Source organism: Streptomyces sp. NBC_01497 (assembly GCF_036250695.1).
In the GTDB taxonomy this organism is placed as follows: Bacteria; Actinomycetota; Actinomycetes; order Streptomycetales; family Streptomycetaceae; genus Streptomyces.
In genome coordinates, this window is the sequence record NZ_CP109427.1 from 834427 (window position 1) to 857790 (window position 23364).

At 71.4% G+C, this 23364-nt stretch carries 16 protein-coding genes and 2 pseudogenes; 10 read left to right on the forward strand and 8 right to left on the reverse strand.

Features of this window, described 5'->3' with window-relative positions; translation table 11 throughout:
• The first annotated feature begins 774 nt into the window (after positions 1-774).
• From OG310_RS03640 to OG310_RS03660, 5 genes and pseudogenes are all read left to right on the forward strand, one after another.
• Positions 775-1116 (forward strand): MerR family transcriptional regulator, encoded by a 342-nt coding sequence (locus OG310_RS03640; protein ID WP_329454423.1) that lies wholly within the window; start codon positions 775-777, stop codon positions 1114-1116.
• A gap of 644 nt (positions 1117-1760) precedes the next feature.
• Positions 1761-1964: a cold-shock protein gene (locus OG310_RS03645; RefSeq protein ID WP_030304224.1), complete on the forward strand. Its 204-nt coding sequence runs from the start codon at positions 1761-1763 to the stop codon at positions 1962-1964.
• Between the two features lie 321 nt (positions 1965-2285).
• Positions 2286-3789: pseudogene (locus OG310_RS03650) on the forward strand (DEAD/DEAH box helicase).
• A 46-nt stretch (positions 3790-3835) separates the two neighbouring features.
• On the forward strand, positions 3836-4240 hold the full coding sequence (locus tag OG310_RS03655; protein WP_329460009.1) for a CBS domain-containing protein: 405 nt from the start codon (positions 3836-3838) through the stop codon (positions 4238-4240).
• Between the two features lie 34 nt (positions 4241-4274).
• Positions 4275-4586 (forward strand): SCO5918 family protein, encoded by a 312-nt coding sequence (locus OG310_RS03660; protein WP_329454424.1) that lies wholly within the window; start codon positions 4275-4277, stop codon positions 4584-4586.
• 253 nt (positions 4587-4839) lie between these two features.
• Here OG310_RS03660 and OG310_RS03665 read toward each other — a convergent pair whose 3' ends face one another.
• The 6 genes from OG310_RS03665 to glgA all read right to left on the reverse strand — a co-directional run bounded on the left by OG310_RS03665 (position 4840) and on the right by glgA (position 13851).
• The gene (locus OG310_RS03665; protein ID WP_329454425.1) at positions 4840-5013 is read right to left on the reverse strand and encodes a hypothetical protein; all 174 of its coding nucleotides are present in this window, start codon (positions 5011-5013) and stop codon (positions 4840-4842) included.
• A 224-nt stretch (positions 5014-5237) separates the two neighbouring features.
• Positions 5238-6836, reverse strand: coding sequence for an SDR family NAD(P)-dependent oxidoreductase (locus tag OG310_RS03670; RefSeq protein WP_329454426.1), 1599 nt, complete (start codon positions 6834-6836; stop codon positions 5238-5240).
• Between the two features lie 397 nt (positions 6837-7233).
• Positions 7234-7926, reverse strand: a complete 693-nt coding sequence (locus OG310_RS03675) for a GNAT family N-acetyltransferase (protein ID WP_329454427.1) — start codon at positions 7924-7926, stop codon at positions 7234-7236.
• Positions 7927-8068: 142 nt separating this feature from the next.
• Positions 8069-11236 (reverse strand): discoidin domain-containing protein, encoded by a 3168-nt coding sequence (locus OG310_RS03680; RefSeq protein WP_329454428.1) that lies wholly within the window; start codon positions 11234-11236, stop codon positions 8069-8071.
• Positions 11237-11444: 208 nt separating this feature from the next.
• Positions 11445-12662 carry a glucose-1-phosphate adenylyltransferase gene (gene glgC / locus OG310_RS03685; protein ID WP_329454429.1) on the reverse strand — a complete coding sequence of 406 codons (1218 nt, stop codon included), beginning with the start codon at positions 12660-12662 and terminating at the stop codon, positions 11445-11447.
• A 16-nt stretch (positions 12663-12678) separates the two neighbouring features.
• Positions 12679-13851, reverse strand: coding sequence for a glycogen synthase (glgA, locus tag OG310_RS03690; protein WP_329454430.1), 1173 nt, complete (start codon positions 13849-13851; stop codon positions 12679-12681).
• A gap of 298 nt (positions 13852-14149) precedes the next feature.
• Here glgA and OG310_RS03695 point away from each other — a divergent pair, with 298 nt between their 5' ends.
• A complete protein-coding gene (locus OG310_RS03695) occupies positions 14150-15181 on the forward strand; it encodes a DMT family transporter (protein ID WP_329454431.1) in 1032 nt (343 codons plus the stop codon).
• Here the strand turns inward: OG310_RS03695 and OG310_RS03700 are convergent.
• Positions 15062-16447, reverse strand: coding sequence for a transglycosylase family protein (locus tag OG310_RS03700; protein ID WP_329454432.1), 1386 nt, complete (start codon positions 16445-16447; stop codon positions 15062-15064). The two genes, OG310_RS03695 and OG310_RS03700, sit on opposite strands and share 120 nt — an antisense overlap.
• A 427-nt stretch (positions 16448-16874) precedes the next feature.
• Positions 16875-18272 carry an ROK family transcriptional regulator gene (locus OG310_RS03705; RefSeq protein ID WP_329454433.1) on the reverse strand — a complete coding sequence of 466 codons (1398 nt, stop codon included), beginning with the start codon at positions 18270-18272 and terminating at the stop codon, positions 16875-16877.
• A 142-nt stretch (positions 18273-18414) separates the two neighbouring features.
• On the opposite strand from OG310_RS03705, the gene OG310_RS03710 reads away from it, so the two are divergent.
• From OG310_RS03710 to OG310_RS03725, 4 genes and pseudogenes are all read left to right on the forward strand, one after another.
• Positions 18415-19740, forward strand: coding sequence for an ABC transporter substrate-binding protein (locus tag OG310_RS03710; RefSeq protein WP_329454434.1), 1326 nt, complete (start codon positions 18415-18417; stop codon positions 19738-19740).
• A 10-nt stretch (positions 19741-19750) separates the two neighbouring features.
• A pseudogene (locus tag OG310_RS03715) lies at positions 19751-20737 on the forward strand (carbohydrate ABC transporter permease); the annotation flags it as partial.
• A gap of 336 nt (positions 20738-21073) precedes the next feature.
• Positions 21074-21913, forward strand: coding sequence for a carbohydrate ABC transporter permease (locus OG310_RS03720; RefSeq protein ID WP_329460010.1), 840 nt, complete (start codon positions 21074-21076; stop codon positions 21911-21913).
• A gap of 20 nt (positions 21914-21933) precedes the next feature.
• Positions 21934-23295, forward strand: coding sequence for a GH1 family beta-glucosidase (locus tag OG310_RS03725; RefSeq protein ID WP_329454435.1), 1362 nt, complete (start codon positions 21934-21936; stop codon positions 23293-23295).
• The last annotated feature ends 69 nt before the right edge of the window (positions 23296-23364 follow it).

Here is a 23364-nt window from a genome sequence, read left to right on the forward strand (position 1 = left end):
CCCCCACCCGGCGGGCCCCGATTACCTCACCGTCGAAGAAACGGAAATCTATGTCGGCTGGAGTAGACATTGGGGGGTGGGCGTGGTTATGGTTTCTCTCGTAGCCGAGATCGAGCAGGGCCCGGCAGAGACGAACTGGCGGGCAGCGGTACACGCAGTTGCAGTGCGCAGGACGGTGCGGTGGTGGAGTCCCGGAGCCAGGGTTGTCGCAGGACGGCGACGGGACTGACGACCGCACCGGGTGGCCCGCAGTGATCAGGGGCCGCCGCCAGTAGTAGCGCGGTTCAGCAGTACCCAGCAGTGAAGTCACAGAGCAGCACCTTGGTGAAGGCGTCGGCTGGGGGCGCGCGCACCGGGAGGTTCGGCAGTGGGGTTCCAAGCCAGGGCAGATGCAGGACGGGCGACGGGGCTGGCTGTCGAAGAGTGGCGCTGTCACAGGTCACCGAGCAGTACGCATCACCAGCAGTTCGCAGGAGAGCAGTACGAGAAGTACCAGCAGTACGTAAGTGATCCCAGAGGGAAGAAACGGAGGGATTGAGCGCCATCAGGATCGCCCGGGCGGAGTCACAGAACCCGGGTACCGCAGGACATCGACAGTGAGGTGGTCTCCGGTCAAGCAACCGCGATCCCCGCATGCCCCGTCCTCTCCCGGAGGGCCGTGCGGACACAGGGAGCCGGCGCCGTACCAAGGCCGGCAGATGGTGTAGCAGTTCCTTCGGGGCCCTGGTGCCGTACGGCACCAGGGCCCCTCAGCGCGTTCCACAGAGAGGTGCGATGACAGCAGACGATTCGTTCGACCGTCTCAATGACGACGACTTCCCCGCCTACACGATGGGGCGGGCCGCCGAGTCCCTCGGCACCACGCAGGGTTTCCTGCGCGCCCTCGGCGAAGCCCGCCTGATCACCCCGCTGCGTTCCGAGGGCGGACACCGGCGCTACTCCCGCTACCAGCTGCGCATCGCCGCCCGCGCCCGGGAGCTCGTCGACCGCGGCACGTCCATCGAGTCCGCCTGCCGCATCGTCATCCTCGAAGACCAGCTTGAGGAAGCGCGGCGCATCAACGCCGAATACCGTCGTGCCGCCGCCGAATCGGCGGATCCGCCGGAGGCGGACTGACGTGGTGCGGGCCCACCGGACACCGGCGGTCCCGCACACACCCCGCAGGCGATGTGACCGCGGGGCCGTGCGGCCACCACCGCCCGGCCCCGATCCGCGTCCGGACCGTATGCGGGACCCGTGCACGGACGATGAGCGGCGCGGAGCGCGCGATCCCGTCCTCCGAAACGACGGTCGTGCGGCGACCTCTGCGGGCGCCTGCGGCCGCCGGCAGGCGGTGAGGTCGGGGAGTCCCGCCGACGGGACTCCGGCCTCGGGCCCTCCCCCGCGCCGAGCCATCAAGTGGTCGGCCGGCAGGCACGGATTCCTCGCGTGGTGAACGACGACCCCGTTCCTTGAATCCTGCGGCCCCTGTGAGCCAGTATCTGCGACCGCAAGGTGAGAGTTCCCCTTGCGGCGCCGGGAGGGTCCCACCGGCATTGAACAGTGGTGGAGTTATTCCCGTGAACGCAGGAAGATACGACATGCTATGGTCGATCTCAGTTGCAGTTGTGGTTCCCAAAACTTCAAGCGCCTCCACTCGGCCTTCTGTCGCACGAGAGCGCTTTTTATTTCCGGGGCATTTTTCCGGACGGGGCATCATCGCGGCGACACGGCGTCCGTGCAGTGCGGATGCTGGTGTACTGCCCCAAAGGAGATCTGACATGGCATCTGGCACCGTGAAGTGGTTCAACGCGGCCAAGGGTTTCGGCTTCATCGAGCAGGACGGTGGCGGCGCTGACGTGTTCGCCCACTTCTCGAACATCGCCGCCCAGGGGTTCCGCGAGCTGCTCGAAGGCCAGAAGGTCACCTTCGACATCGCGCAGGGCCAGAAGGGCCCCACGGCCGAGAACATCGTTCCGGCCTGACACTGACACGCAGAGACAGCTGGGGCCCGCATCCCTCGGGGTGCGGGCCCCGGCTGCACGCATTTCCCGCTGTGGTTCTCCTGCGGGACGACCACCTCCCAGGAGCTCCTCCGGGGCGCGGACCGTTTCACGTCCGCACTTTCCCGGATCCCCTGGATTCGACGTTCGCTTGACGTCATCCCCTTTCAGCGCCTGCGCCGGCACGGTTCTCCGTGCGCAAGGTCCGCTTTCGCATTCCGTTCGGCCCGTTCTTGTGATTCCCCGCGCTGTTCTTCCGCTGCGGGAATTCCTTGATGCGTGCCGTATCAAGGAAGGTTCTGAATGAACCCCACTCGTACGAATGACCGTTCGTCCCGCGGCCGCCGCACCGGCGGCCCCGCTTTCGGCTCAGCCGCGGGTCCGGTTCGCGGCAACAGCCGCTCCGGTTCGTCCGCCCCGCGCCGCTCGGGCGGCTACGGCCGGCGCCCCGCAGCGGTGCAGGGAGAGTTCGCCCTGCCGAAGACGATCACTCCGGCGCTGCCCGCCGTCGAGGCGTTCTCGGACCTCGCCATGCCCAGGGAGCTCCTGGCCGCGCTCACCGCCCAGGGCCTGTCGGTACCGTTCCCGATCCAGGGCGCGACACTGCCGAACTCCCTGGCCGGCCGTGATGTCCTCGGCCGCGGCAGGACCGGTTCCGGCAAGACGCTGGCCTTCGGTCTGGCCCTGCTGGCCAGGACCGCCGGGCAGCGCGCCGAGGCCCGTCAGCCGCTGGCCCTGGTCCTGGTGCCCACCCGCGAACTGGCCCAGCAGGTCACCGATGCCCTCACCCCCTACGCCCGCGCCGTGAAGCTGCGCCTGGCCACCGTCGTCGGCGGGATGTCGATCGGCCGGCAGTCGGGCGCGCTGCGCGGTGGCGCGGAAGTCGTCGTGGCCACCCCCGGACGCCTCAAGGACCTCATCGACCGCGGCGACTGCCGGCTGGACCAGGTCGCGATCACCGTCCTCGACGAGGCCGACCAGATGGCCGACATGGGCTTCATGCCCCAGGTCACGGCCCTCCTGGACCAGGTGAGCCCCGGGGGCCAGCGCATGCTGTTCTCCGCGACCCTGGACCGCAACGTCGACCGCCTGGTCCGCGGTTACCTCAGCGACCCCGTGGTCCACTCCGTGGACCCCTCGCAGGGCGCTGTCACCACGATGGAACACCACGTCCTGCACGTGCGGGACGCCGACAAGCACCGGATGACGACGGAGATCGCCGCGCGCGAGGGCCGGGTGATCATGTTCCTGGACACCAAGCACGCCGTGGACCGGCTCACGCAGGATCTCCTGAACTCAGGAGTGCGGGCCGGCGCCCTGCACGGCGGGAAGTCACAGCCGCAGCGCACCCGCACCCTCGCCCAGTTCAAAACCGGGCACATCACCGTCCTGGTCGCAACGAACGTCGCGGCCCGCGGCATCCACATCGACAACCTCGACCTCGTCGTCAACGTGGACCCCCCGACGGACCACAAGGACTACCTGCACCGCGGTGGGCGTACGGCCCGTGCCGGGGAGTCCGGCCGCGTCGTCACCCTGGTCACCCCCCACCAGCGGCGCGACATGACCCGTCTCATGGCCGCCGCCGGCATCGTCGCCCAGACCACCCAGGTCCGCTCGGGCGAGGAAGCCCTCAGCCGGATCACCGGCGCCCGCACCCCCTCCGGCGTCCCGGTCACCATCAGCGCGCCGGCGGCCGAGCGGCGTCAGCGCGGCCCGGTCTCCCGCGGCCGACGCAGCCAGGCTTCCGTCGCCCGTCGCCCGTCGCGCGAGCACGCGGCAGTCGGCCTTCGACGCGGCGGCCTGACTGCCACGTGATCAGGAAGCTGACCCACCACTGCAGGAGGCACATGTTGACGCTGGTCCGGATGGGGCCCCGCTCGGCGAGCGCCGTCCCCGCGTACACGACGGTGGCCGACGCCATGGACACGGCCGGACCGCGGGTCCCGCACGACATGGCCGTCGGGGCGGCCCTGGCCGTGATGGCAGGTACCCGCGCCGGGCACCTGCTGGTCCGCGACGCCGACGGCCTGTGCACCGGGCTGGTCACCCGGGCCCAGCTCAATGCCGTCGCTGACGGCTCCGCCTCCACGGACCGGGGCCGGTTGTGCGACATCCTCAGTGGTCACGGGCCGTTCACCTCACCCGTGACCACGGTGGCCGAAGCCGAGCACACCATGCGCCACCGCCGGCTCGCTGCCCTGCCCGTCGTCGACGAACAGGGCAGCGCTCTCGGCATCCCCGCCCTTGCCCGCTGAAAGAACCGTCCCCTTCTTCCGCCTGTGAGGCATCATGCGCTGTGTCATCGCCCGCTTCCCGTTCGACCTCAGCAAGAGCGGCGTCCTGGAGACCATGAAGGGCGTCAAGCCCGAGCAGGTCGTCGGCGAGTCCGTGATCATCGGCCGCCGCACCTATCCCGTCAAGCAGGTCGGCCAGGTCATCACCCGCCAGGACCGCCGCGACTTCACCAGCGGTGAGGTCGTCCGGGCCATGACCCGGCTCGGCTTCACCTGCCGCGGCCTTCCGCAGGCCGCGGCGCCCGCGCCCGTCCTGAACGCGTTGGAACAGGCCTCGGCGATGCTCGGCGCTCCTGCGGCCGTCTGAGCGAAGAGCAGGCACGAGCCGCCACCACAGCGGTGAGGGTCCGACCGGCGCGTGCCGGTCGGACCCTCTCCTCGTACGGCTGGGCGGGACGCTCCGACGAGGACCACCTCGCAGCCGGGAGCGCCTTCGAGCGGGCCGTTCGCCACCGGCCCCCGGAGCAGCCGACGCACGCGCGTCCGCCGTGCACGAACGATTCGGCTGCCGCGCGCGGACGCGCATTCTCCGACCGGACGGCGGCGCTTCGCCGACCGGCCTAGTCGACGCCCTGCAGGATGTGCGGCTCGGCGAGGTCGTCCTCGTACCCGGCGAGGCGGATGGGTGCGGACCTGGCCCACACCTCCAGGCTGCCCAGCTCGTCCGGCTTCCGTGTGCGCCGCTCGACGCCTTCCGGTGGCTGGTCTTCCTGCTGCGTCTTGTCTGGTGTCACCGCGAGACTCCTCCGTGTCGCGTACCTCTGGGGCAGGGGCAGTTCCGTCGCGGTGGCGCCGTTACTCGGAACGGGATCGCGGCCGGGTGCATGGCCTGTCCCAGCAGGCGGCTCCGGGGATGGGTGATCCCCGGTTCGCCGTCCGTACGGACCAGATTAGCCAGATGAGCACGTTCACGCTCCGCCGAGCTCACTTTCGGGGGAGCTTTTCGGTCACTTGGCCCCTACCAGTTGGCGCGGGCGTAATCCTTGAGGAAGCAGCCGTAGAGGTCCTCGCCGCCCTCACCGCGGACGATCGGGTCATAGACGCGGGCGGCGCCGTCCACGAGGTCGAGCGGGGCGTGGAAACCCTCCTCGGCGAGGCGCACCTTGTCCGGGTGCGGCCGCTCGTCCGTGATCCAGCCGGTGTCGACGGCCGTCATCAGGATGCCGTCACTCTCGAACATCTCCTGCGCGCTGGTACGGGTGAGCATGTTCAGCGCGGCCTTCGCCATGTTGGTGTGCGGATGCCCCGCGCCCTTGTACCCCCGGGCGAAGACGCCCTCCATCGCGGAGACGTTGACGACATAGGCGCGCCCTGCGGCCTGGGCCATGGCCGCGCGCAGCCTGCTGATCAGGATGAACGGCGCCGTCGAGTTGCACAGTTGTACTTCGAGCAGTTCGACCGGGTCGACGTCGGAGACCGTCTGCACCCAGCTGTTGGTGTCGTGCAGGTCGGGTACGAGCCCGCCCGCGTCGATCGCGGTACCGGCCTCGATCCGGGCGAGCGTCGCGGACCCGCCGACGAGCGCGAGGCCCGTCACGTCGGCCGCGCTGAGCGACTCGCGACCGGACGGGAGGGCGGCCTGCGCGCCACTGCCGAACGCGCCGATCACCTCGGCGGCCGGCAGCTCACCCGCGGGCAGCGGCGCGGACTCGGCCGAGAGAAGTTCGCTGTAGGCACCGGGCGAACGGCGCACGGTCTGCGCGGCGTTGTTGATCAGGATGTCGAGCGGACCCTCGGCCGCGACGGAGTCGGCCAGCGCCACCACCTGGGCGGGGTCGCGCAGGTCAATGCCGACGATCTTGAGGCGGTGGATCCAGTCGGCGCTGTCCTCCATCGCCTTGAAGCGGCGGATGGCGTCGTTCGGGAAGCGGGTGGTGATGGTGGTGTGGGCGCCGTCGCGCAGGAGCCTCAGCGCGATGTACATGCCGATCTTGGCCCGGCCGCCGGTGAGCAGCGCGCGCTTGCCGGAGAGGTCGGTGCGGGCCTCGCGCCGGGCCCGGTTCTCGGCCGCGCACGCCTGGCACAGCTGGTGGTAGAAGGCGTCCACCTCGACGTAGCGCGTCTTGCAGATGTAGCAGGAACGGGGGCGCCGCAGGACGCCCGCGATGGTGCCCGCCGTGGAGGACGACGGCAGCAGGCCCTGCGTCTCGTCGTCGATGCGCTCGGCGGAACCGGTGGCCGTGGACTCGGTGACCGCCTTGTCGTGGGCGGTCTTCGCCGCCCGGCGCTCCTGCCGCCTTCGGTGCTTGACCGTGCGGTAGACGCCCGCGGTGGCCAGGCGCACGGCGATCGCGTCGGGGTGGTCGATCTCCACGGTGTCGAGTTCGTCCAGCACCGCGAGGCAGATGGCGAGCCGCTCGGGGTCGATACCGGGGCCGAACGCGAGCGCCGACCCGTCCCCGGCCGCCGCGCCGGGCTCACCGGTGGCGGGCTCGCCCGGTCCGCTCTGCTCCGGGACGGAGCCGGCAGCGGACAGCGGTCGTTCGCCGTGCGCTACGGTTTCCGCCTCGGGCACGGTGCTCTCGCCGTACGCGGAGGTGTCCTGGGTCACCGTCATCGTCGCTGCCGTTCCTCGCTCACTGGTCCCACACGGGTCTTTATTGCGGGCATTTATCCGGTATTGCGACTATCGCCGCAGGTCAGGAGCATACCGACGGGCCGGACCCGGGCAAAATCCGGTTTCGGCACCCGGTCCACGGGGAGTTCGGCCCCGGGTACGGACTGAAGCGCGCCCTCGCACGCCGCGTCGGATGCGGCGTCCGCGGCAGGCCGCCCCCCGCGGGGTCCGGCCGTCGGCGAGCTCCCGTTCAAGGCCCGCTCCGCCCCGTGACGGGACGCGCCCGCCTCGGTCCGCCCCCGCGAAGGACGTACGCCACTGTCCCCCGTACCTCTCCTGAGGAGGACCGGAAACGGCTCCTCGCAGGTGCTGGGCGCCACCCTGCGAGGAGCCGTTCTCAGGCCGCCGGGATCCGTACCCCGGCGAAGGTGATCTTCCGGCGCAGTGCGAAGCCGAGCGTTTCGTAGAGCCGTACCGCCCCCACGTTGGCGGCGGCGGCGTGCAGGAACGGCTTCTCCCCGCGCTCCTGGATCCCCGCGGCGACCGCCCTGATCAGCCGTCCGCCGAGGCCCTGGCCCCGGAAATCGGGGTCGGTGCAGACGGCGCTGATCTCCGTCCAGCCCGGCGGGTGCATGCGTTCGCCCGCCATGCCGACGAGCCGGCCGCCCCTGCGGATGCCGAGATACGTACCCATCTCCCCGGTACGCGGCAGGAAGGGGCCGGGACGGGTGCGCTCCACCAGGTCGAGCATCTCGGGGACGTCGGCGGGGCCGAGGAGTACGGCTTCGGGGTCGGCCTCACCGCGGACACCCGTGCCGTCCATCTGGACGCCGTCCGCATGGAAGAAGACATCCCAGTCGGCGGGCGGAACGGCGTCGAAACCGGCGACGGAGAAGGTGCCGCCGGGCTGGACGAACTCCGTGATCTCCGCCCAGCTCCAGTTCTCCCGCTCGTCGGGCAGCGCGAGCCAGGGCGACATGTCGACGGGGTAGCGCAGCAGCTGCCCGTGGCGCTCGGCGAGGTGAGCGTGCGGCCCGGTCAGCGAGGACCGGGCGGGGTTGTCGAGCGGATGGCCCGCTGCCGTGGTCAATGTGTCTCCTCGACTCCTCAGGCGGTGCCCTTCGCGCCGCCCACCTCCTGGTCAAGGCCGAAGCGCCCCGCCATGTTCCCGCCGCCGTCCGGGGACGGCGGCGGGAGGGCGGTTCACTCGCCGACGGGTGCCTCGTGCGGCCTCAGGAGGCGCGTACGGAGAGCGACACCAGGCGCGCGTCGTGCGGGCGGCGGCCCGTGACGGTCAGTGCGACGTAGCGCGCGGTGCCGGCGGCCCGCAGCGACGAGACGCGGCCGCGGGAGGCCAGCGGGCCGACCGCCGTGTAGGCAAGGCCGTCCGTGCTGAACGCGACGGTGGCCCCCGGCACCCGGCCGGCGCTCCACACGGCGCCGATCTCCGTGACGGGCCGTGCCGCGCCGAGGTCCACCACCATCCGGCCGCCCGTGCCCGGGTCCCAGGACGTGCCGGCGTCGCCGTCGACGGCAGCGGCCGGGTCGGACATGCCCTTCGGCAAGGGTGAGGTGGGGAAGGTGGGACGGCCGAGCGCCGCGTCCGCGAGCGGGTACGGCGTCACCCCCCGCAGCGAGACGCGCCGTGTCCGGCCCCGGGACAGCGTGACGCGCACGGCCGGCCGGCCGGGTGCGGCGACGAGAAGGCGGCACGAGGGTCCCGACAGTTCCACGGTGGCCGCGTCGACGACCTCGGCGCGCACACCGGTGGGGACCCGGCCCCCGCCCGCGGAACGCAGGGTGACGCGGGCGGGCAGCACCGCCGCGGTCGCCGCCGCGATCCGTACGTCATGGTCCACGCCGGTGGCCGTGACGGTCGAGGTGCCCGCGAACAGGGTGAGCGTACGGGTGTCCCCCGGGACGGACACGGTGGTGCTCACCGCGGCGTCCGACAGGTTGAACACGCTGAGATGGCCGCCCGCGGTGGACGCGCTGACAGCGGGGTCACCGGCCGCCGGCACGGGGCGGGCCGCCGCCGCGCGGACCGCGGCGGGGCTGCCGTCGGGCACGCCCTCCACGACGATCGCCTCGGCGGGACCGTCGGAGAGCACGACCTCGTCGCCGTAGACCGCGAGGGGGTTGTGCCCGCCCCGTACGACAAGACCGGCCCGCCCGTCGACGGAGATCCAGCCGCCCGTGCTGGTCGCGTCGGGGCGCGGATAACCGGCCAGGTCGGTCCAGGTGACTCCGTCGGTGGACCCCTGGATCCGGTAGACGCGGCCCGCCGCCGTCTCCCAGCTGAGCGTCGCGCGGTCGATCTCGTGTGCGGAGCCGAGGTCGACGGCGAGCCAGCTGTCGCCCTTCGAACGGTCAGCGACGGCGACGGCCCAGCGGGTCGCCGGGTCGCCGTCGACGGTGAGCGCCGCGCCCTTGCCGGTGTCGGCGGACGAGGCCGTGGCGGTGGCGCCCCGGGCCAGGTCGGGCCCAGACGCGCCGTCGCGCACCTCGAAGGCGTAGAGCGAATAGCCGTACGGGGACTGGCCCGTGACGCCCTGCATGCGGACGTGGCGGCAGGTCGTGGCGGGGAAGGTGAGCGTGTCCGTGCGCGGTCCCGCGGTGGGTCCTGTGCCCCCCGCGTCGACGGCCTTGACGCTGACGCCGCCCTCGGCGGTGGTGTACGTACGGCTGCCGTCGAGCCCGGCGACCCCGGGCATCGTCAGGTTGAAGACCTCCAGGTGGCCCTCGCCCGCCGCCGTGCCGGTCGTCGCGTAGACGACCTCGCCGCCGGGCAGGGTGGTGAACCCGGCATGGCCGGAGCCCAGGGTGAACACGGTGGCGCTCGCGTCCAGGCCGTCGCGCACGGCGGTGTACGTGGCGACGCTGCGGCCGCTCACGCTGCCCGAGGACGCGGGCAGGAACATCGGTGTGCTGCCGCTGAGCGTGAACAGCCAGTCGTCGTGCGCGGGCTGCCACGCGAACTTCACGAAGCCCGGCTTGCTCACGGCGGCGGCCCACGCCCTCGGCGACTGGTGGGCGACGAGGCCGGGGCCCGTCCCGAAGTCCCGCACTCCGGCGGCCTCGGCGAACATCTCCCGCTCGGTGAGCGCGCGGACAGCGCTGCCCTGCCGGGCCCGCCACTCGTGCAGGAGGTAGCTGATCGCGACCTCGGCGCGGGCCTCGGGCTCGTACTTCGGTTCCCCGGAGAACTTGGTGATCCGGTTCACCGGCGGGTACGCCTGGTACGCCGGCAGCCGCTCGGCGAGCGCGAGTTCCGCGCGGGCGGCGGCCCGGTCGCCGAGCACCTGCGCGAGGAAGGCGACCGGGATGACATCGCGGCCGTAGAGGTGTTCGCGGTCGTTGACCATCGGCATCAGGGGTTCGCCCGCGTCGCTCATCACCATGAGCAGGCTCTCCCACAGCTGGTCGCCGTTGGGCTGAGCGGTCAGCACCTCGGGCAGCGGCCGGTCCGCCGTGAGGAAGTGGATGGTGTTGCGTCCCGAGGTGCGCCACAGCTCGCACTGGTAGTGCGGCCCGAAGGAACCGTGGTTCTCGACGATGAAGGTGTCGTACAGGTTCTGCGCCGTGTTGTCGGAGACGGGAACGCCGTCGACGACCGAGGGGTTGGCGCGGTCGGCCGCCGGCAGGCTCGTCTCGTTCCTGCTCCACCGGCCGTACGCGGTGTTCCAGGCGCCGTAGCGGGGGTCGTCCGACGCCCAGGCGAGGCCCGGGGCGAGGGACTGGGCGTAGACGCCCATCTCCTCCAGCTTCGTGTCGCCGACGAAGCCGCCGGTGAGCCCGTTCGGGGTCCAGCCCGCCGACAGCGGGTCGTTGCCGGTGCCGAGCGAGGTGGTGTACGCGGCCTGTTCGCGCACCAGGGTGTCGATGTTCTTCCTGGTCGTGTCGTCCAGCTGGTCCCACAGCAGCCGGGCGGCGAGGACGAAGTACAGCTGGAAGGTGGTGTCGAAGAACAGCGTCTTGCCCCACTCGGTGCCGCCGGTCAGGCGGTTGGAGGCGGCGAAGTGCGTGAGGGTCGCGAGGGTGCGCGAGCGCAGGGTGTCCTCGTCGATGCCGGCCAGGTCCGCGTCGTACCCCGCGCGGGTGAGCAGCAGCGCGTGGCCGAGGACGACGGCGAAGCCGAAGTCGGTCGCCGTGTAGTGGCCCTTGGCGGCGTCCCACTGCGTCTCGGTCCACCGGGTGTGGGTGAGCAGCACCTTGTGGTAGACGGCGGCCGTGTCGTCGGGGGCGGTCGGACGGGCGGCGGCGCCGGCGGTACGGGACGACGGTGCCGCGGACGCCGGGCCCGCGGCGGCCAGGGTGACCGGGGCGGCGGCGACCGCTGCGGCGAGGCCTGCCAGTTGGGCGAATCGACGGCGGCTCAGCTCGGCCGGTTGACGGTGCACGCGGACGCGCCTCCAGTCTGCGATGTGGACAACGTTGTCAAAGCGCGATCATTCTTGGCGCCGCGTTCCACACCCGTCAAGGGCCAGGACAGATCCGGGCGTTTTCCACAACCCGCTGGTCCCGGCCGTCCCGGAAAGCCGGCGGCCGCGCAACGGCGGCGGCCGGCCCCCGGGGGCCCGGCGCGGGCAACCCGGGCGGCGGCGGCCGTCAGCCGACCAGCTGACCCTTGCCCAGGGCGATGACCCCGTTCGCCGAGACCGTGTACAACTCGGCGTCGCGCTGGGCGTTGACGCCGATGGTCGCGCCCGGCGGCACATCGACGTTCTTGTCCAGGATCGCGCCGCGCACCACGGCGCCGCGGCCCACGCTCACGTTGTCGTGCAGCACCGAGCCCTGGACGACGGCACCCTCGGCTACCACCACACCCGGCGAGAGGACCGAGCCGGTCACCTGACCGCGGATCACGCAGCCGGGGCCGACGATGGACTCGCTCGCGATGCCGCCCGCGACGAAACGCGCGGGCGGCAGCTGGTGCGCGTTCGTGTAGAGGGGCCAGCGGCGGTTGTCGAGGTTGAACGCGGGCTGCGGCGAGAGCAGGTCCATGTGCGCGTCGTAGTACGAGTCGAGGGTGCCCACGTCACGCCAGTAGCCGTGCTCACGCGCGCTCTCACCCGGCACGTGGTTGTCGTGGAAGTCGTAGACCTGCGCCATCCCGCGCTCGGTGAGCATCGGCAGGATGGAGCCGCCCATGTCGTGCACGGAGCTGGAGTCCTCCGCGTCCCGGTGCAACGCGTCGACCAGGACCTTGGTGGTGAACAGGTAGTTGCCCATCGAGGCGAAGACCATGCCCGGGTCGTCCCGCAGCCCGGGCGGATCGGCCGGCTTCTCCAGGAAGTGCTCCACCTGGACGCCGTCGGAGCCCGGTGTGATCACACCGAACGACGACGCCTCGGCGCGCGGCACCCTGATGCCCGCCACCGTCACACCGGCACCGCCCTCGACGTGCTGCGCCAGCATCTGGCGCGGGTCCATCCGGTAGACGTGATCCGCCCCGAACACCGCTATGTAGTCCGGGCGTTCGTCATGCACGAGGTTCAGGGACTGGAGGATCGCGTCCGCGCTGCCGAGGTACCAGCGCGGCCCGAGCCGCTGCTGCGCGGGCACCGGTGTGACGTAGTTGCCGAGCAGGCTCGACATCCGCCAGGTCGTGGAGACGTGCCGGTCCAGCGAGTGCGACTTGTACTGCGTGAGCACGCAGACGCGCAGGACGTCGGCGTTGACCAGACTGGACAGGACGAAGTCCACCAGCCGGTACGTCCCGCCGAAGGTCACCGCGGGTTTGGCCCGGTCGGCCGTGAGCGGCATCAGGCGTTTGCCCTCACCGCCCGCCAGGACGATCCCGAGCACCGAAGGTCCACCGCGCATCCCTGCCCCCTGTCCGTCAGCCCAGCAGCTTCTCGTAGATGTCGACCGTGCGGCGGGCCACCCGGTCCCAGCCGAACTCCCGCACCGCGCGCTCCCGTCCCGCGGCGCCCATCCGGTGCGCCGAGGCCGGGTCGTCGACGACGCGGTTGAGTGCCTCCGTGAGCGCGGACTCGAAGGCCGCGGGGGCACGTTCGTCGTAGGGCACCAGCAGTCCCGTGCGGCCGTCGTCGACGACCTCCGGGATACCGCCCACCGCGGAGGCCACGACGGCGGTGCCGCAGGCCATCGCCTCCAGGTTGACGATACCGAGCGGCTCGTACACCGAGGGGCAGACGAACACGGACGCGTGGGTGAGCAGTTGGACGATCTCGGGGCGCGGCAGCATCTGCGGCACCCAGATGACGCCGTCCCTGCTCTCGCTCAACTCGGCCACCAGGGTGCGGAACTCGCGGTCGATCTCAGGGGTGTCGGGCGCGCCCGCGCACAGCACCAGCTGTACGGACGGGTCGAGGGCCCGGGCGGCGCGCAGCAGATGGGGAACGCCCTTCTGCCGGGTGATGCGCCCGACGAACAGTACGTACGGCCGGTCGGGGTCCACACCGGCGCGGGTGAGCGCCGCCGTGCCCGGGTCGGGCCGGTACAGGCCGGTGTCGATGCCGTTGTGGACGACGTGGACCCGCGCGGGATCGAGGGACGGGTAGCAGGCGAGGACGTCGGCGCGCATGCCGTGCGAGACCGCGACGACGGCATCGGCCCCCTCGACGGCGGTACGCTCCGCCCAGCTCGACAGGGTGTACCCGCCGCCCAGTTGCTCGGCCTTCCAGGGGCGCAGCGGCTCCAGCGAGTGCGCCGTCATGACGTGCGGCACGCCGTACAGCAACTTCGCGAGGTGACCGGCGAGGTTCGCGTACCAGGTGTGCGAGTGGACGAGGTCCCGGTCCCCGAGGGCGGAGGCCATCGCGAGGTCGACGGAGAACGTCCGCAGCGCGTCGTTGGCGCCGTCGAGAGCGGTGTCGGCGAGGTGGCGTACGACGTCCTCGCGGGCGTCGGGGGCCGGGCCGCCCGATCCCCAGCAGTGCACCCGGAGATCGGTCAGGGCGCGCAGTTCCCGGGCCAGGAACTCCACGTGGACGCCCGCGCCGCCGTACACGTCGGGCGGGTACTCCCGGGTGAGCAGCCCTACTTTCACGCCATTCCCCCGTCGTCGCCGGACGCAGCCCTGTCATGGTCACCCGGAATCGTCCGGTGCGGAAGACCGCTGCGGCGGGCAGTGCGGGCCGGGGCGCGGCCGCGCGACGTGCGGGCCCGCGCGAACGGGTGCGGCGCGCGACGCGTGGGCCCGGCGCGTGCCCCGTCGGCACGGCCTCCGGGGGCGGTGCCCCACCACGGGAGGACGCCGCGCAACGCCGTGTACTGCGGAGGCAGTACACGCGAAAGGGCTCCTGAGGACGACGACGGCGACACCCTCGCGGCGGGAAGGTGGGACCATGAGCACCTTCGTCGTCGCCGTCGTCCTCTCCCTGGTCTCCGCCGTCGCCTACGCGGCCGGCGCGATCGTCCAGGAGCGGGTCGCGGCGGCCGTCCCCGACGCGTCGTACGGGCCGCTGCGCAACGGCGTGTGGTGGGGCGCCGTACTGCTGAACGGCGCGGGCGGCCTGCTGCACGTGGCGGCGCTCGCGTACGGCCCGCTCAGCCTGGTGCAGCCGCTGGGCGCGCTCACCATCGTCTTCGCGCTGCCGATGGCGGCGCTGTTCGCGCGGCGCGGGCTCGGGGGGCGGGCCGGATCCGGGGCGGGCCCCTCCGCGTGGCGCGGCGCTGTCGTCGCCACGGTGGGTCTCGCGGGGATGCTCGCCCTGACGCAGGGTTCCGACGGCCGGACGCTGGACGGCACGCACCGGATGCTGCTGGCGCTGGTGACGCTCGGTCTTGTCGGGGTGCTGTGCGTCGCGTCGGCGATGGTCACGGGGCGTGCCACGCGCAGCGTGCTGCTGGCCGCCGCGAGCGGCGTCGCGTTCGGCATCTCGTCGGTCTTCATCAAGACGGTGACCGTGGACCGGTCCGCCGTGGGGACCGCCGTCCAGGCCGCGAGTCTGGCGGGGGTCGCGGTGCTCGCGGTGGCGGGTCTGCTGCTGTCCCAGGCCGCCTACCGGGGGGCGGGGCTCGCCGCGCCGCTCGCGGTGGTGACGGTGGTCAACCCGGTGGTCGCGACGGCCGTCGGGCTGACACTGTTCGGCGAGGGGTTCCGCCACGGCACGGCGGGCGGTGTGGTGGCGCTCGCCTTCGGCGTGGTGTCGGCGGGCGGTCTCGTCCTGCTCAGCCGCGCCCAGCCGTCGGACGGCGACGCCGGGGGCACGCCGGGCGGCGGCGCGCCGGCCGGCACCGTGCCGGTGGCGGGCCGGTCAGATGTGCACGCCGTGCGACCGCAGGTAGGCGAGCGGGTCGATGTCGCTCCCGTACGCGGGCCCCGTGCGCATCTCGAAGTGAAGATGAGGTCCCGTTACGTTGCCGGTGGCTCCTGAGCGTGCGATGCGCTGGCCCTCGCCGACCTTCTGGCCCACCTTCACACTGATCGCGGAGAGGTGCCCGTACTGGCTGTACTTGCCGTCCGGGTGCCTGATGACGACCTGGTAGCCGTAGGAACCGCCCCAGCCGGCCGTGACGACCGTGCCCGCCTCCACGGCCTTGACCGACGTGCCGGTCGGTACGAGGAAGTCGACGCCGGTGTGGTAACCGCTGGACCAGGACGAGCCGGAGGCGCGGTACGGCGTGCCGATGGCGGCGTGGACGGGCGCCTCCACACCCGACGCGGCCGGCTTCGCCGCGGTGTGCGCGGGCTTCGTCGTGTGCGTGGGCTTCGCGGTGTGCGCGGGCTTCGTCGTGTGCGCGGGCTTCGCGGTGTGCGTGGGCTTCGGCGCGGGTTTGTGGGCCGGCTTCGCGGTGGCCGACGGCTTGGCCCCGGGCGTGGACGTGGCGGCCGGTGCGGCGGTGTGGGCGGGGGCCGGCACCGCCGTCTTCTTCGCCGTGGGCTTCGCGGCGGGTCCTGGCGCCGTGGACTGCCCCGATGCGGCCGCCGGGACGTGCAGCACCAGTCGCTGGCCGGGGAAGATCAGGTCGGGGTCGTCCCCGATCAGTTTGTGGTTGTCGTCGTAGACCTTCTGCCAGGTGCCCGCGAGCCGGTGGTCGACGGTGATCTGCGAGAGCGAGTCGCCCCGGGCGACCGTGTAGCCCTCGCGCCGCGTCGGCACGTCGGTGGGGGCCGACTTCGTCGCGTCGCCCTTCGGCTCGGCCTTCTTCGAGGCCGTGGCCACGGGCTTCGTGTCCGCCGTGTCGGTGTGTATGGTCCGCGCCGGCGCGGACGCGGCGTGCCCCGCGGTGTCGGCGAGGGTCGTGACGTGCGGCGCGGGGCCGCCCCGGGTGAGCCCGGCGTGGACCGAGCAGACCGGCCAGGCGCCCGGCCCCTGGCCCCTCAGGACCTTCTCGGCGACGGCGATCTGCTGGTCCTTGGTGGCCAGGTCGGCGCGCGGCGCGTACGCCGTGCCGCCGTAGGCGTCCCAGGTGGACTGGGTGAACTGCAGTCCGCCGTAGAAGCCGTTGCCGGTGTTGATGCCCCAACTGTCGCTGGACTCGCAGGCCGCGACCTTGTCCCACACGTCCACCGAGGCGCCGTGGGCGACACCGGCGCCGATCAGGGGCAGCGCCATGCCCGCGCCGCCCGCGGTGACGGTGAGCGACGCACGGTTGATACGGCTCGGCTGGTAGCGGCGGTGGCGACCGGTTACGGCCATGGGTCAACTCCCCCTTGAGAGGCAGGACGTGTCGCGGCTCGCCAAGTTACGGGGCCGGTACGCACTGTGACAAGAGCCTGCGCCAGGGCTGTCCATTTCCCGCCAGTGCGGGGGCCGTTGAACTGTGCGTGTCACGCAGGGTAGGCGAAGTCCGGGCGAGGACCAGGAGAGAGGCGAGCGACGTGACCACGTTGCCGTGCCGTGGTGCCCCGCCCCGGGGAGCCAAGGCGTTCCCACCGGCCGGGGTGCTTTCCCGTGCGGCCTCCGCCACGTATCCCGGCACCCTCGTCCACCGCACCCGAGCGACGTCCCGGAACCGGCCCCGCAGCGCCGGGGCGTCCCCGCCGTCCCCGGCGGTCCACCCGGGCCACCGTGAAGTCGCCCGCCGTTGCTCCCCCCCACATCAGCCCGGTGAATCGGCCGCACATCAGCCCGGCGAATCCGCCGCCGCGGCCGGGGTGACGGCATCGGCCACCGCTGCGGCCTCGGTGCGGGCCGCGGCGGCGCCGCCGGGCGCGGGCGTGCGCCGCCACCGCATCGTCGACACTTCGAGCCCGCCGTCCGGCGGTCCCGCCGGGGCCGGGAGCCTGCTGCCGCCCCGGGCGAGGAAGGCCGCGAGCGGCAGCGTCGCGGCCCCCACCGTCACCGCGTCCGGGCCGAGTTGACCCATCTCTATGGTGGAGCGGGCGGCGGCGTGCCCGAGCGAGTAACGTCCGGCATGCCGGCGGATGGCGGGCAGCAGGTGCGGCCCGATGAGCAGGCCTGCCCAGCCCCCGAGCAGGACCCGGTCGGGCAGGAAGACGTTGATGACGTCCGCGAGCGCCGCGCCGAGGCACTCGGCCGTCTCGTCCAGCAAGGACACCGCCAGCGGGTCGGGTCGGTCGGCGGGGTCGGACGGGAACGCCGCTTCGAGGAGCGCGGCGAGCGCGCTCTCGTCGTCGGCGTCGTCGGGCAGCGGGCCGCCGGCCTCCCGCCACCGCTCGCGCATCGCCTCGGCGCCGGCGTACGCCTCCAGGCAGCCGATGGCGCCGCACCGGCAGCGGCGGCCGCCCATGTGCACCGTCGTGTGCCCCCACTCGAAGGCGGTCCTGCGGCGGCTCTCCTCGACGAGCGCGCCTCCGTTGATCACGCTGGCGCCCACGCCGGAACCGATGAGGGCGATGGCCGCCGTGCCCGCCCCCCTGCCGCCGCCGAACCACATCTCCGCCTGGCCGAGCGTCTTCGCACCGTTGTCGATGAACAGTGGCACCTCGGCGGGGACTTCGATCACGGCCCGGAGCAGCTTCTCGAACGGCACCGCGCTCCAGCCGATGGTGGGACCGTGCACCACCGCGCCGTCGGGGCCGCCGCTCTCGATGATGCCGGGGGTGCCGATGCCGATGCCGAGGAGTTGCGCGGGGTCCGCCCCCGCCGCCTGGAGGACCTCGGCGATGCCGCGGCGCACATGGGAGAGAACGAGACCCACGTCGTAGCCGTGCTGTTCCAGCAGTCGGTCGCTGCGGGCGAGTTCGGTGAGCGAGAGGTCGAACAGCTCGACCCGCACGCGGGTCTCGCCGAGGTCGATCCCGATGAGCAGCCCGCCGGCCGGGGCGACCCGGAGCAGTGTACGGGGCCTGCCACCGTCGGAATCGACGACTCCGGCCTCCTCCAGAACTCCCTCCGCGGCGAGTTCGGCGACGACGTTGCTGATGGAACCTGAACTCAGCCCGGTGCCCGCGCCGAGCTCCTGGCGGCTCAGGGGACCGTCGAAATACAACCGTTGCACTACCCGCGCACGGTTGCCCCGCCGCAGGTCACGCACTGTCCGTCTGCCGCGCTCAGCCATGTGTCTCCTTCCCGTGACGCAACATACCCCCGCCCAAGACCTTGACGCGACCTTCTCTCACCTCTTAAATCACGGCATAAATTAAGTCATGGAGGCCGTTCGACTCTCGAACGCTGCCATCCCCGGAAAGGGGCCACCTCACATGCGCAAGACCAGAGCCGCAGCAGCTGTCACCGTCGTCACCGTCATGGGATCTCTCCTCGCCGCCTGCGGCGGGGGTTCGTCGACCGATGGCGGCGGAAGCAATGATTCGCCGAAGACGCTCACCTACTGGGCGTCGAACCAGGGCCCCAACGTCGACTACGACAAGAAGACGCTCGGCCCCGAGCTGGCCAAGTTCCAGAAGCAGACCGGCATCAAGGTCAAGCTGGAAGTCATCCCGTGGTCCGACCTGCTGAACCGGATCCTCGCGGCGACCACCTCGGGTCAGGGCCCCGACGTCCTCAACATAGGCAACACGTGGTCCGCCTCGCTCCAGGCGAGCGGCGCCCTGCTGCCCTGGAACAAGGCGAACTTCGACGCGATCGGCGGCAAGGACCGGTTCAACGACTCGGCGGTCGCCGCGGCCGGCGCGGAGGGCAAGGACCCGTCGGCGGTCCCGCTGTACTCGCTTGCGTATGCGCTCTACTACAACAAGCAGATGTTCAAGGACGCCGGCATCGCCAGCCCGCCCAGCACCTGGGCGGACGTGGTCAAGGACGGCCAGAAGATCTCCAAGAACGGCACGTCGGGCAAGTGGGGCCTCGGCCTGGAGGGCAGCAACCTCCAGGAGAACATCCACACCTCCTACGTGCTCGCCAAGCAGCACGGCGCCGACTTCTTCGACAAGTCCGGCAAGCCCACCTTCACGTCCCCCGGCGCGGTCGACGCGGTCATGCAGTACGTCGACCTGATGCAGAAGGACAAGATCATCAACCCGGGCAACGCGGAGTACGCCCAGAACCAGTCCCTCCAGGACTTCGCCAAGGGCAAGACGGCGATGGTCGTGTGGCAGGCCGCGGCCAGCAACTTCACGTCCCAGCACATGTCCACCAACGACTGGGGCGCCGTCCCGATGCCGGTGCAGTCCGGCACCCCGGGCCAGGGCGCGCAGGTCAACTCGATGGTCGCCGGCATCAACATGGCGATCTTCAACAACACCAAGAACGTGGACGGCGCGAAGAAGTTCGTGAAGTTCATGACCAGCGACGACGAGCAGGTCATCCTCAACAAGGCCTACGGATCCGTCCCGCCGGTGAAGGCAGCGGACAGCAACCCCGCCTTCCAGCAGAGCGACATCCAGGTCATGGCCAAGACGCTGCAGACCAGCGCGACGCCGCTGCCCCAGGTCCCCGCCGAGTCGCAGTACGAGACGCAGGTCGGCACCGCGATCAAGAACCTGTGGGCCGACGTGGCGGCCGGCAAGACCGTCACCAAGGACACGGTCAAGAGCGAACTGTCCAAGGCCCAGCAACAGATGACTCAGTGAGGCCGGCTCCATGACCGCCACCGTGACACCTCCCAGTGCACACGACGCGGGCGGCAAGGAGACCTCGGGGGCCGGGGGTGCGCGCAAGAAGTCGCGTATCCCCGGCCGGCTGCGCCGGATAGGCCTGCCGTACCTTCTGCTCCTGCCCGCGATCCTGTTCGAGCTGCTCGTCCACGTCGTCCCGATGGTCGTCGGCGTCGTGATCAGCTTCCGCCAGCTGACCCTGTTCTTCATCCACAACTGGGGCGCCGCGCCCTGGGCGGGGCTGCAGAACTTCAAGGTCGCCCTCGACTTCAACAGCGCCGTGGGCAAGTCGCTGCTCCACTCGTTCTTCATCACCGTTCTGTTCACGGTGCTGTCGGTCGGTCTGTGCTGGCTGTTCGGCACGTCCGCCGCGATCATGCTCCAGGACACGTTCCGGGGGCGGGGCACGCTGCGCACGATCTTCCTCATTCCCTACGCGCTGCCCGTCTATGCCGCCGTCATCACCTGGGCGTTCATGTTCCAGCACGACAACGGCATGGTGAACCACCTCCTCCACGACCAGCTGCACCTGACCGACAGTGCGTCGTTCTGGCTGATCGGGAACAACAGCTTCTACACCCTGCTGATCGTGTCGCTGTGGAAGGGCTGGCCGTTCGCCTTCCTGATCGTGATGGCGGGCCTGCAGAACATCCCGTCCGAGCTGTACGAGGCCGCCTCGATCGACGGCGCCGGCATCTGGCAGCAGATCCGCAAGATCACCCTGCCCTCGCTGCGTTCGGTCAACCAGGTCCTGGTCCTGGTGCTGTTCCTGTGGACGTTCAACGACTTCAACACGCCGTTCGTGCTGTTCGGCAAGAACGGCAACGCACCGGGCAGCGCCGACCTGATCTCGTTCCACATCTACCAGTCGTCCTTCTCGTCCTGGAACTTCGGCTCGGGCTCGGCCATGTCGGTCCTGCTGCTCCTGTTCCTGCTGGTCGTCACCGGCATCTACCTGGCGCTCACCACGCAGCGGGAGCGAAGCAAGACGGGCGTCGGCCCCAAGCGCCGGGCGAAGTCCCCGGTGGTCCGGGCTCCCGGCGCGGAACTCGCCACCGCCGGCGCCACCGTGACCGAGGCCCCGTCCACCGCCACCGAGGCGGCCGGGGCTCCGTCGACCCGGGCCGGTGAAGTCACCGCGCCTTCCCTCGAAGAGGCCGCCGCCGCACCCTCGGCGAGGGCCGTCGAGGCGTCCCCCGCCCGGGACACCGACGCTCTCGCGGACCCGGCCGACGTGCCGGGCCCGACCACCGACGCGGCCGGCTCCACTCCGGCCAGGGAACTCGTCGCCGTCTCCACCAGGTCACCCATGGCGCCGCCACTGTCCTTCCTGTGGAGCCGCGGCGTCCTGCTGAGCATCCTGGTGCTGTTCACCCTGCTGCCCGTCTACGTGATGGTCTCCAGCTCGCTGAAGCCGCTGGAGGACGTGCAGGGCAAGTTCACCTGGATCCCGTCGCACCTCACGATCCGCCCGTACATCGACATCTGGTCGACGGTGCCGCTCGCCAAGTTCTTCATGAACTCGGCGATCGTGTCGGTCTCCGCGACGGTGTGTTCGGTGGTCATCGCGGTGTTCGCCGCCTACGCCGTGAGCCGCTACCGCTTCCGCGGCAAGCGCCTGTTCACGGTGACGGTGCTCTCGACGCAGATGTTCCCCGGCATCCTGTTCCTGCTGCCGCTGTACCTGATCTTCGTCAACATCGGCAAGAGCACGGGCATCGACCTGTACGGCTCGCGCGGCGGGCTGATCATCACGTACCTGACGTTCTCGCTGCCGTTCGCGATCTGGATGCTCATCGGCTACTTCGACTCGGTCCCCCGCGACCTGGACGAGGCGGCCATGGTGGACGGCTGCGGCCCGTTCGGCGCGCTGTTCCGGGTGGTCGTACCGGCCGCCGTGCCGGGCATCGTGGCGGTCGCCGTGTACGCGTTCATGACGGCGTGGGGAGAGGTGCTGTTCGCCTCCGTCATGACCAATGACAACACCAAGACGCTCGCCATCGGCCTGCAGAGCTACTCGACCGAGAACAACGTCTACTGGAACCAGATCATGGCGGCCTCGCTGGTCGTCAGTGTGCCCGTGGTCGTCGGGTTCCTCCTGCTCCAGCGCTACCTTGTCACCGGCCTCACCGCGGGCGCGGTCAAGTGACGGATTCAGAAAGGCAGTTCGTGAACGAGCTCGACGCCCTTCCGGCGGACTTCACCTGGGGCGTGGCCACCGCGTCGTACCAGATCGAGGGGGCCGTCGCCGAGGACGGCCGTGCCCCCTCGATCTGGGACACGTTCTCGCACACCCCCGGCAGGATCGCGGGCGACGACAACGGTGACGTGGCCTGCGACCACTACCACCGGGTGCCCGAGGACATCGGCCTGATGAAGGGCCTGGGCGTCGACGCCTACCGCTTCTCGCTGGCCTGGCCGCGCATCGTGCCGGACGGCGACGGCCAGGTGAACAAGGCCGGTCTGGACTTCTACGACCGGCTGGTGGACGGGCTGCTGGAAGCCGGCGTCACCCCCTTCGCGACCCTGTACCACTGGGACCTGCCGCAGGCGTCCCAGGACCGGGGCGGCTGGCCCGAGCGCGCGACCGCCGAGCACTTCGCCCGGTACGCGGGCATCGTGGTGGAACGCCTGGGCGACCGGGTGAAGGACTGGGCGACCCTGAACGAGCCGCTGTGCTCGTCGTGGATCGGCCACCTGGAGGGCACCATGGCGCCCGGTGTGCGCGACCTGACGGCCGCGGTACGCACCTCGTTCCACCTGCACCTGGGCCACGGCCTCGCCGTGCAGGCGATCCGTGCCGCGTCCTCGGACGCCCGGGTCGGCATCGTGAACAACCTGAGCCCGATCCTGCCCGCTTCGGACAGCGACGCGGACCGCGCCGCCGCCGTACGGGCCGACGGGCACACCAACCGCTGGTGGCTCGACCCGATCCACGGCCGCGGCTACCCCGAGGACATGGTCGAGGTCTACGGGGTCGACCTGCCGGTGCGCGACGGCGACCTGGAAACCATCGCCGCGCGGCTGGACTGGCTCGGACTGAACTACTACTTCCGGCAGTTCGTCCAGGACGATCCCGAGGGCCCGGCGCCGTTCGCGAAGATGGTGGACTCCCCGGTCGCGGACCGCCCGCACACGTACATGGACTGGGAGGTGTACGCCGACGGCCTGGAGGAACTGCTGGTGCGGGTGAGCGACGAGTACGCCCCCCGGCGCGTGTACGTCACGGAGAACGGCTCCGCCTACCAGGACGTCGTACGGGCCGACGGCACCGTCGACGACCCTGAGCGCACCGCCTACCTGGAGGAGCACCTGGCGGCTCTCGCCCGCGCCGCCGCCAAGGGCGCCCCGGTCGCGGGGTACTTCGCGTGGTCGCTGCTCGACAACTTCGAGTGGGCGTACGGCTACGACAAGCGGTTCGGCCTGGTGCACGTCGACTACGACACCCAGGTGCGGACGGTCAAGAGCAGCGGCAGGCGCTACGCCGAGATCATCCGGGGTGCCCGCGAGCGCGCCGGACGCGTCGCCTGACGCGCGGTGCCCGGCCGGGCACCCACGCGGACCCGTGGGGGCCGCCGCCCTCTCCCTCCTGGGAGGGCG

Coding starts and splice junctions, on each gene's coding strand:
- OG310_RS03640 (WP_329454423.1), top strand. CDS start 775: ATGACAGCAGACGATTCGTTCGACCGTCTCAATGACGACGACTTCCCC.
- OG310_RS03645 (WP_030304224.1), top strand. CDS start 1,761: ATGGCATCTGGCACCGTGAAGTGGTTCAACGCGGCCAAGGGTTTCGGC.
- OG310_RS03660 (WP_329454424.1), top strand. CDS start 4,275: ATGCGCTGTGTCATCGCCCGCTTCCCGTTCGACCTCAGCAAGAGCGGC.
- OG310_RS03670 (WP_329454426.1), bottom strand. CDS start 6,836: ATGACGGTGACCCAGGACACCTCCGCGTACGGCGAGAGCACCGTGCCC.
- glgC (WP_329454429.1), bottom strand. CDS start 12,662: ATGCGCGGTGGACCTTCGGTGCTCGGGATCGTCCTGGCGGGCGGTGAG.
- OG310_RS03695 (WP_329454431.1), top strand. CDS start 14,150: ATGAGCACCTTCGTCGTCGCCGTCGTCCTCTCCCTGGTCTCCGCCGTC.
- OG310_RS03700 (WP_329454432.1), bottom strand. CDS start 16,447: ATGGCCGTAACCGGTCGCCACCGCCGCTACCAGCCGAGCCGTATCAAC.
- OG310_RS03705 (WP_329454433.1), bottom strand. CDS start 18,272: ATGGCTGAGCGCGGCAGACGGACAGTGCGTGACCTGCGGCGGGGCAAC.
- OG310_RS03710 (WP_329454434.1), top strand. CDS start 18,415: ATGCGCAAGACCAGAGCCGCAGCAGCTGTCACCGTCGTCACCGTCATG.
- OG310_RS03720 (WP_329460010.1), top strand. CDS start 21,074: ATGGCGCCGCCACTGTCCTTCCTGTGGAGCCGCGGCGTCCTGCTGAGC.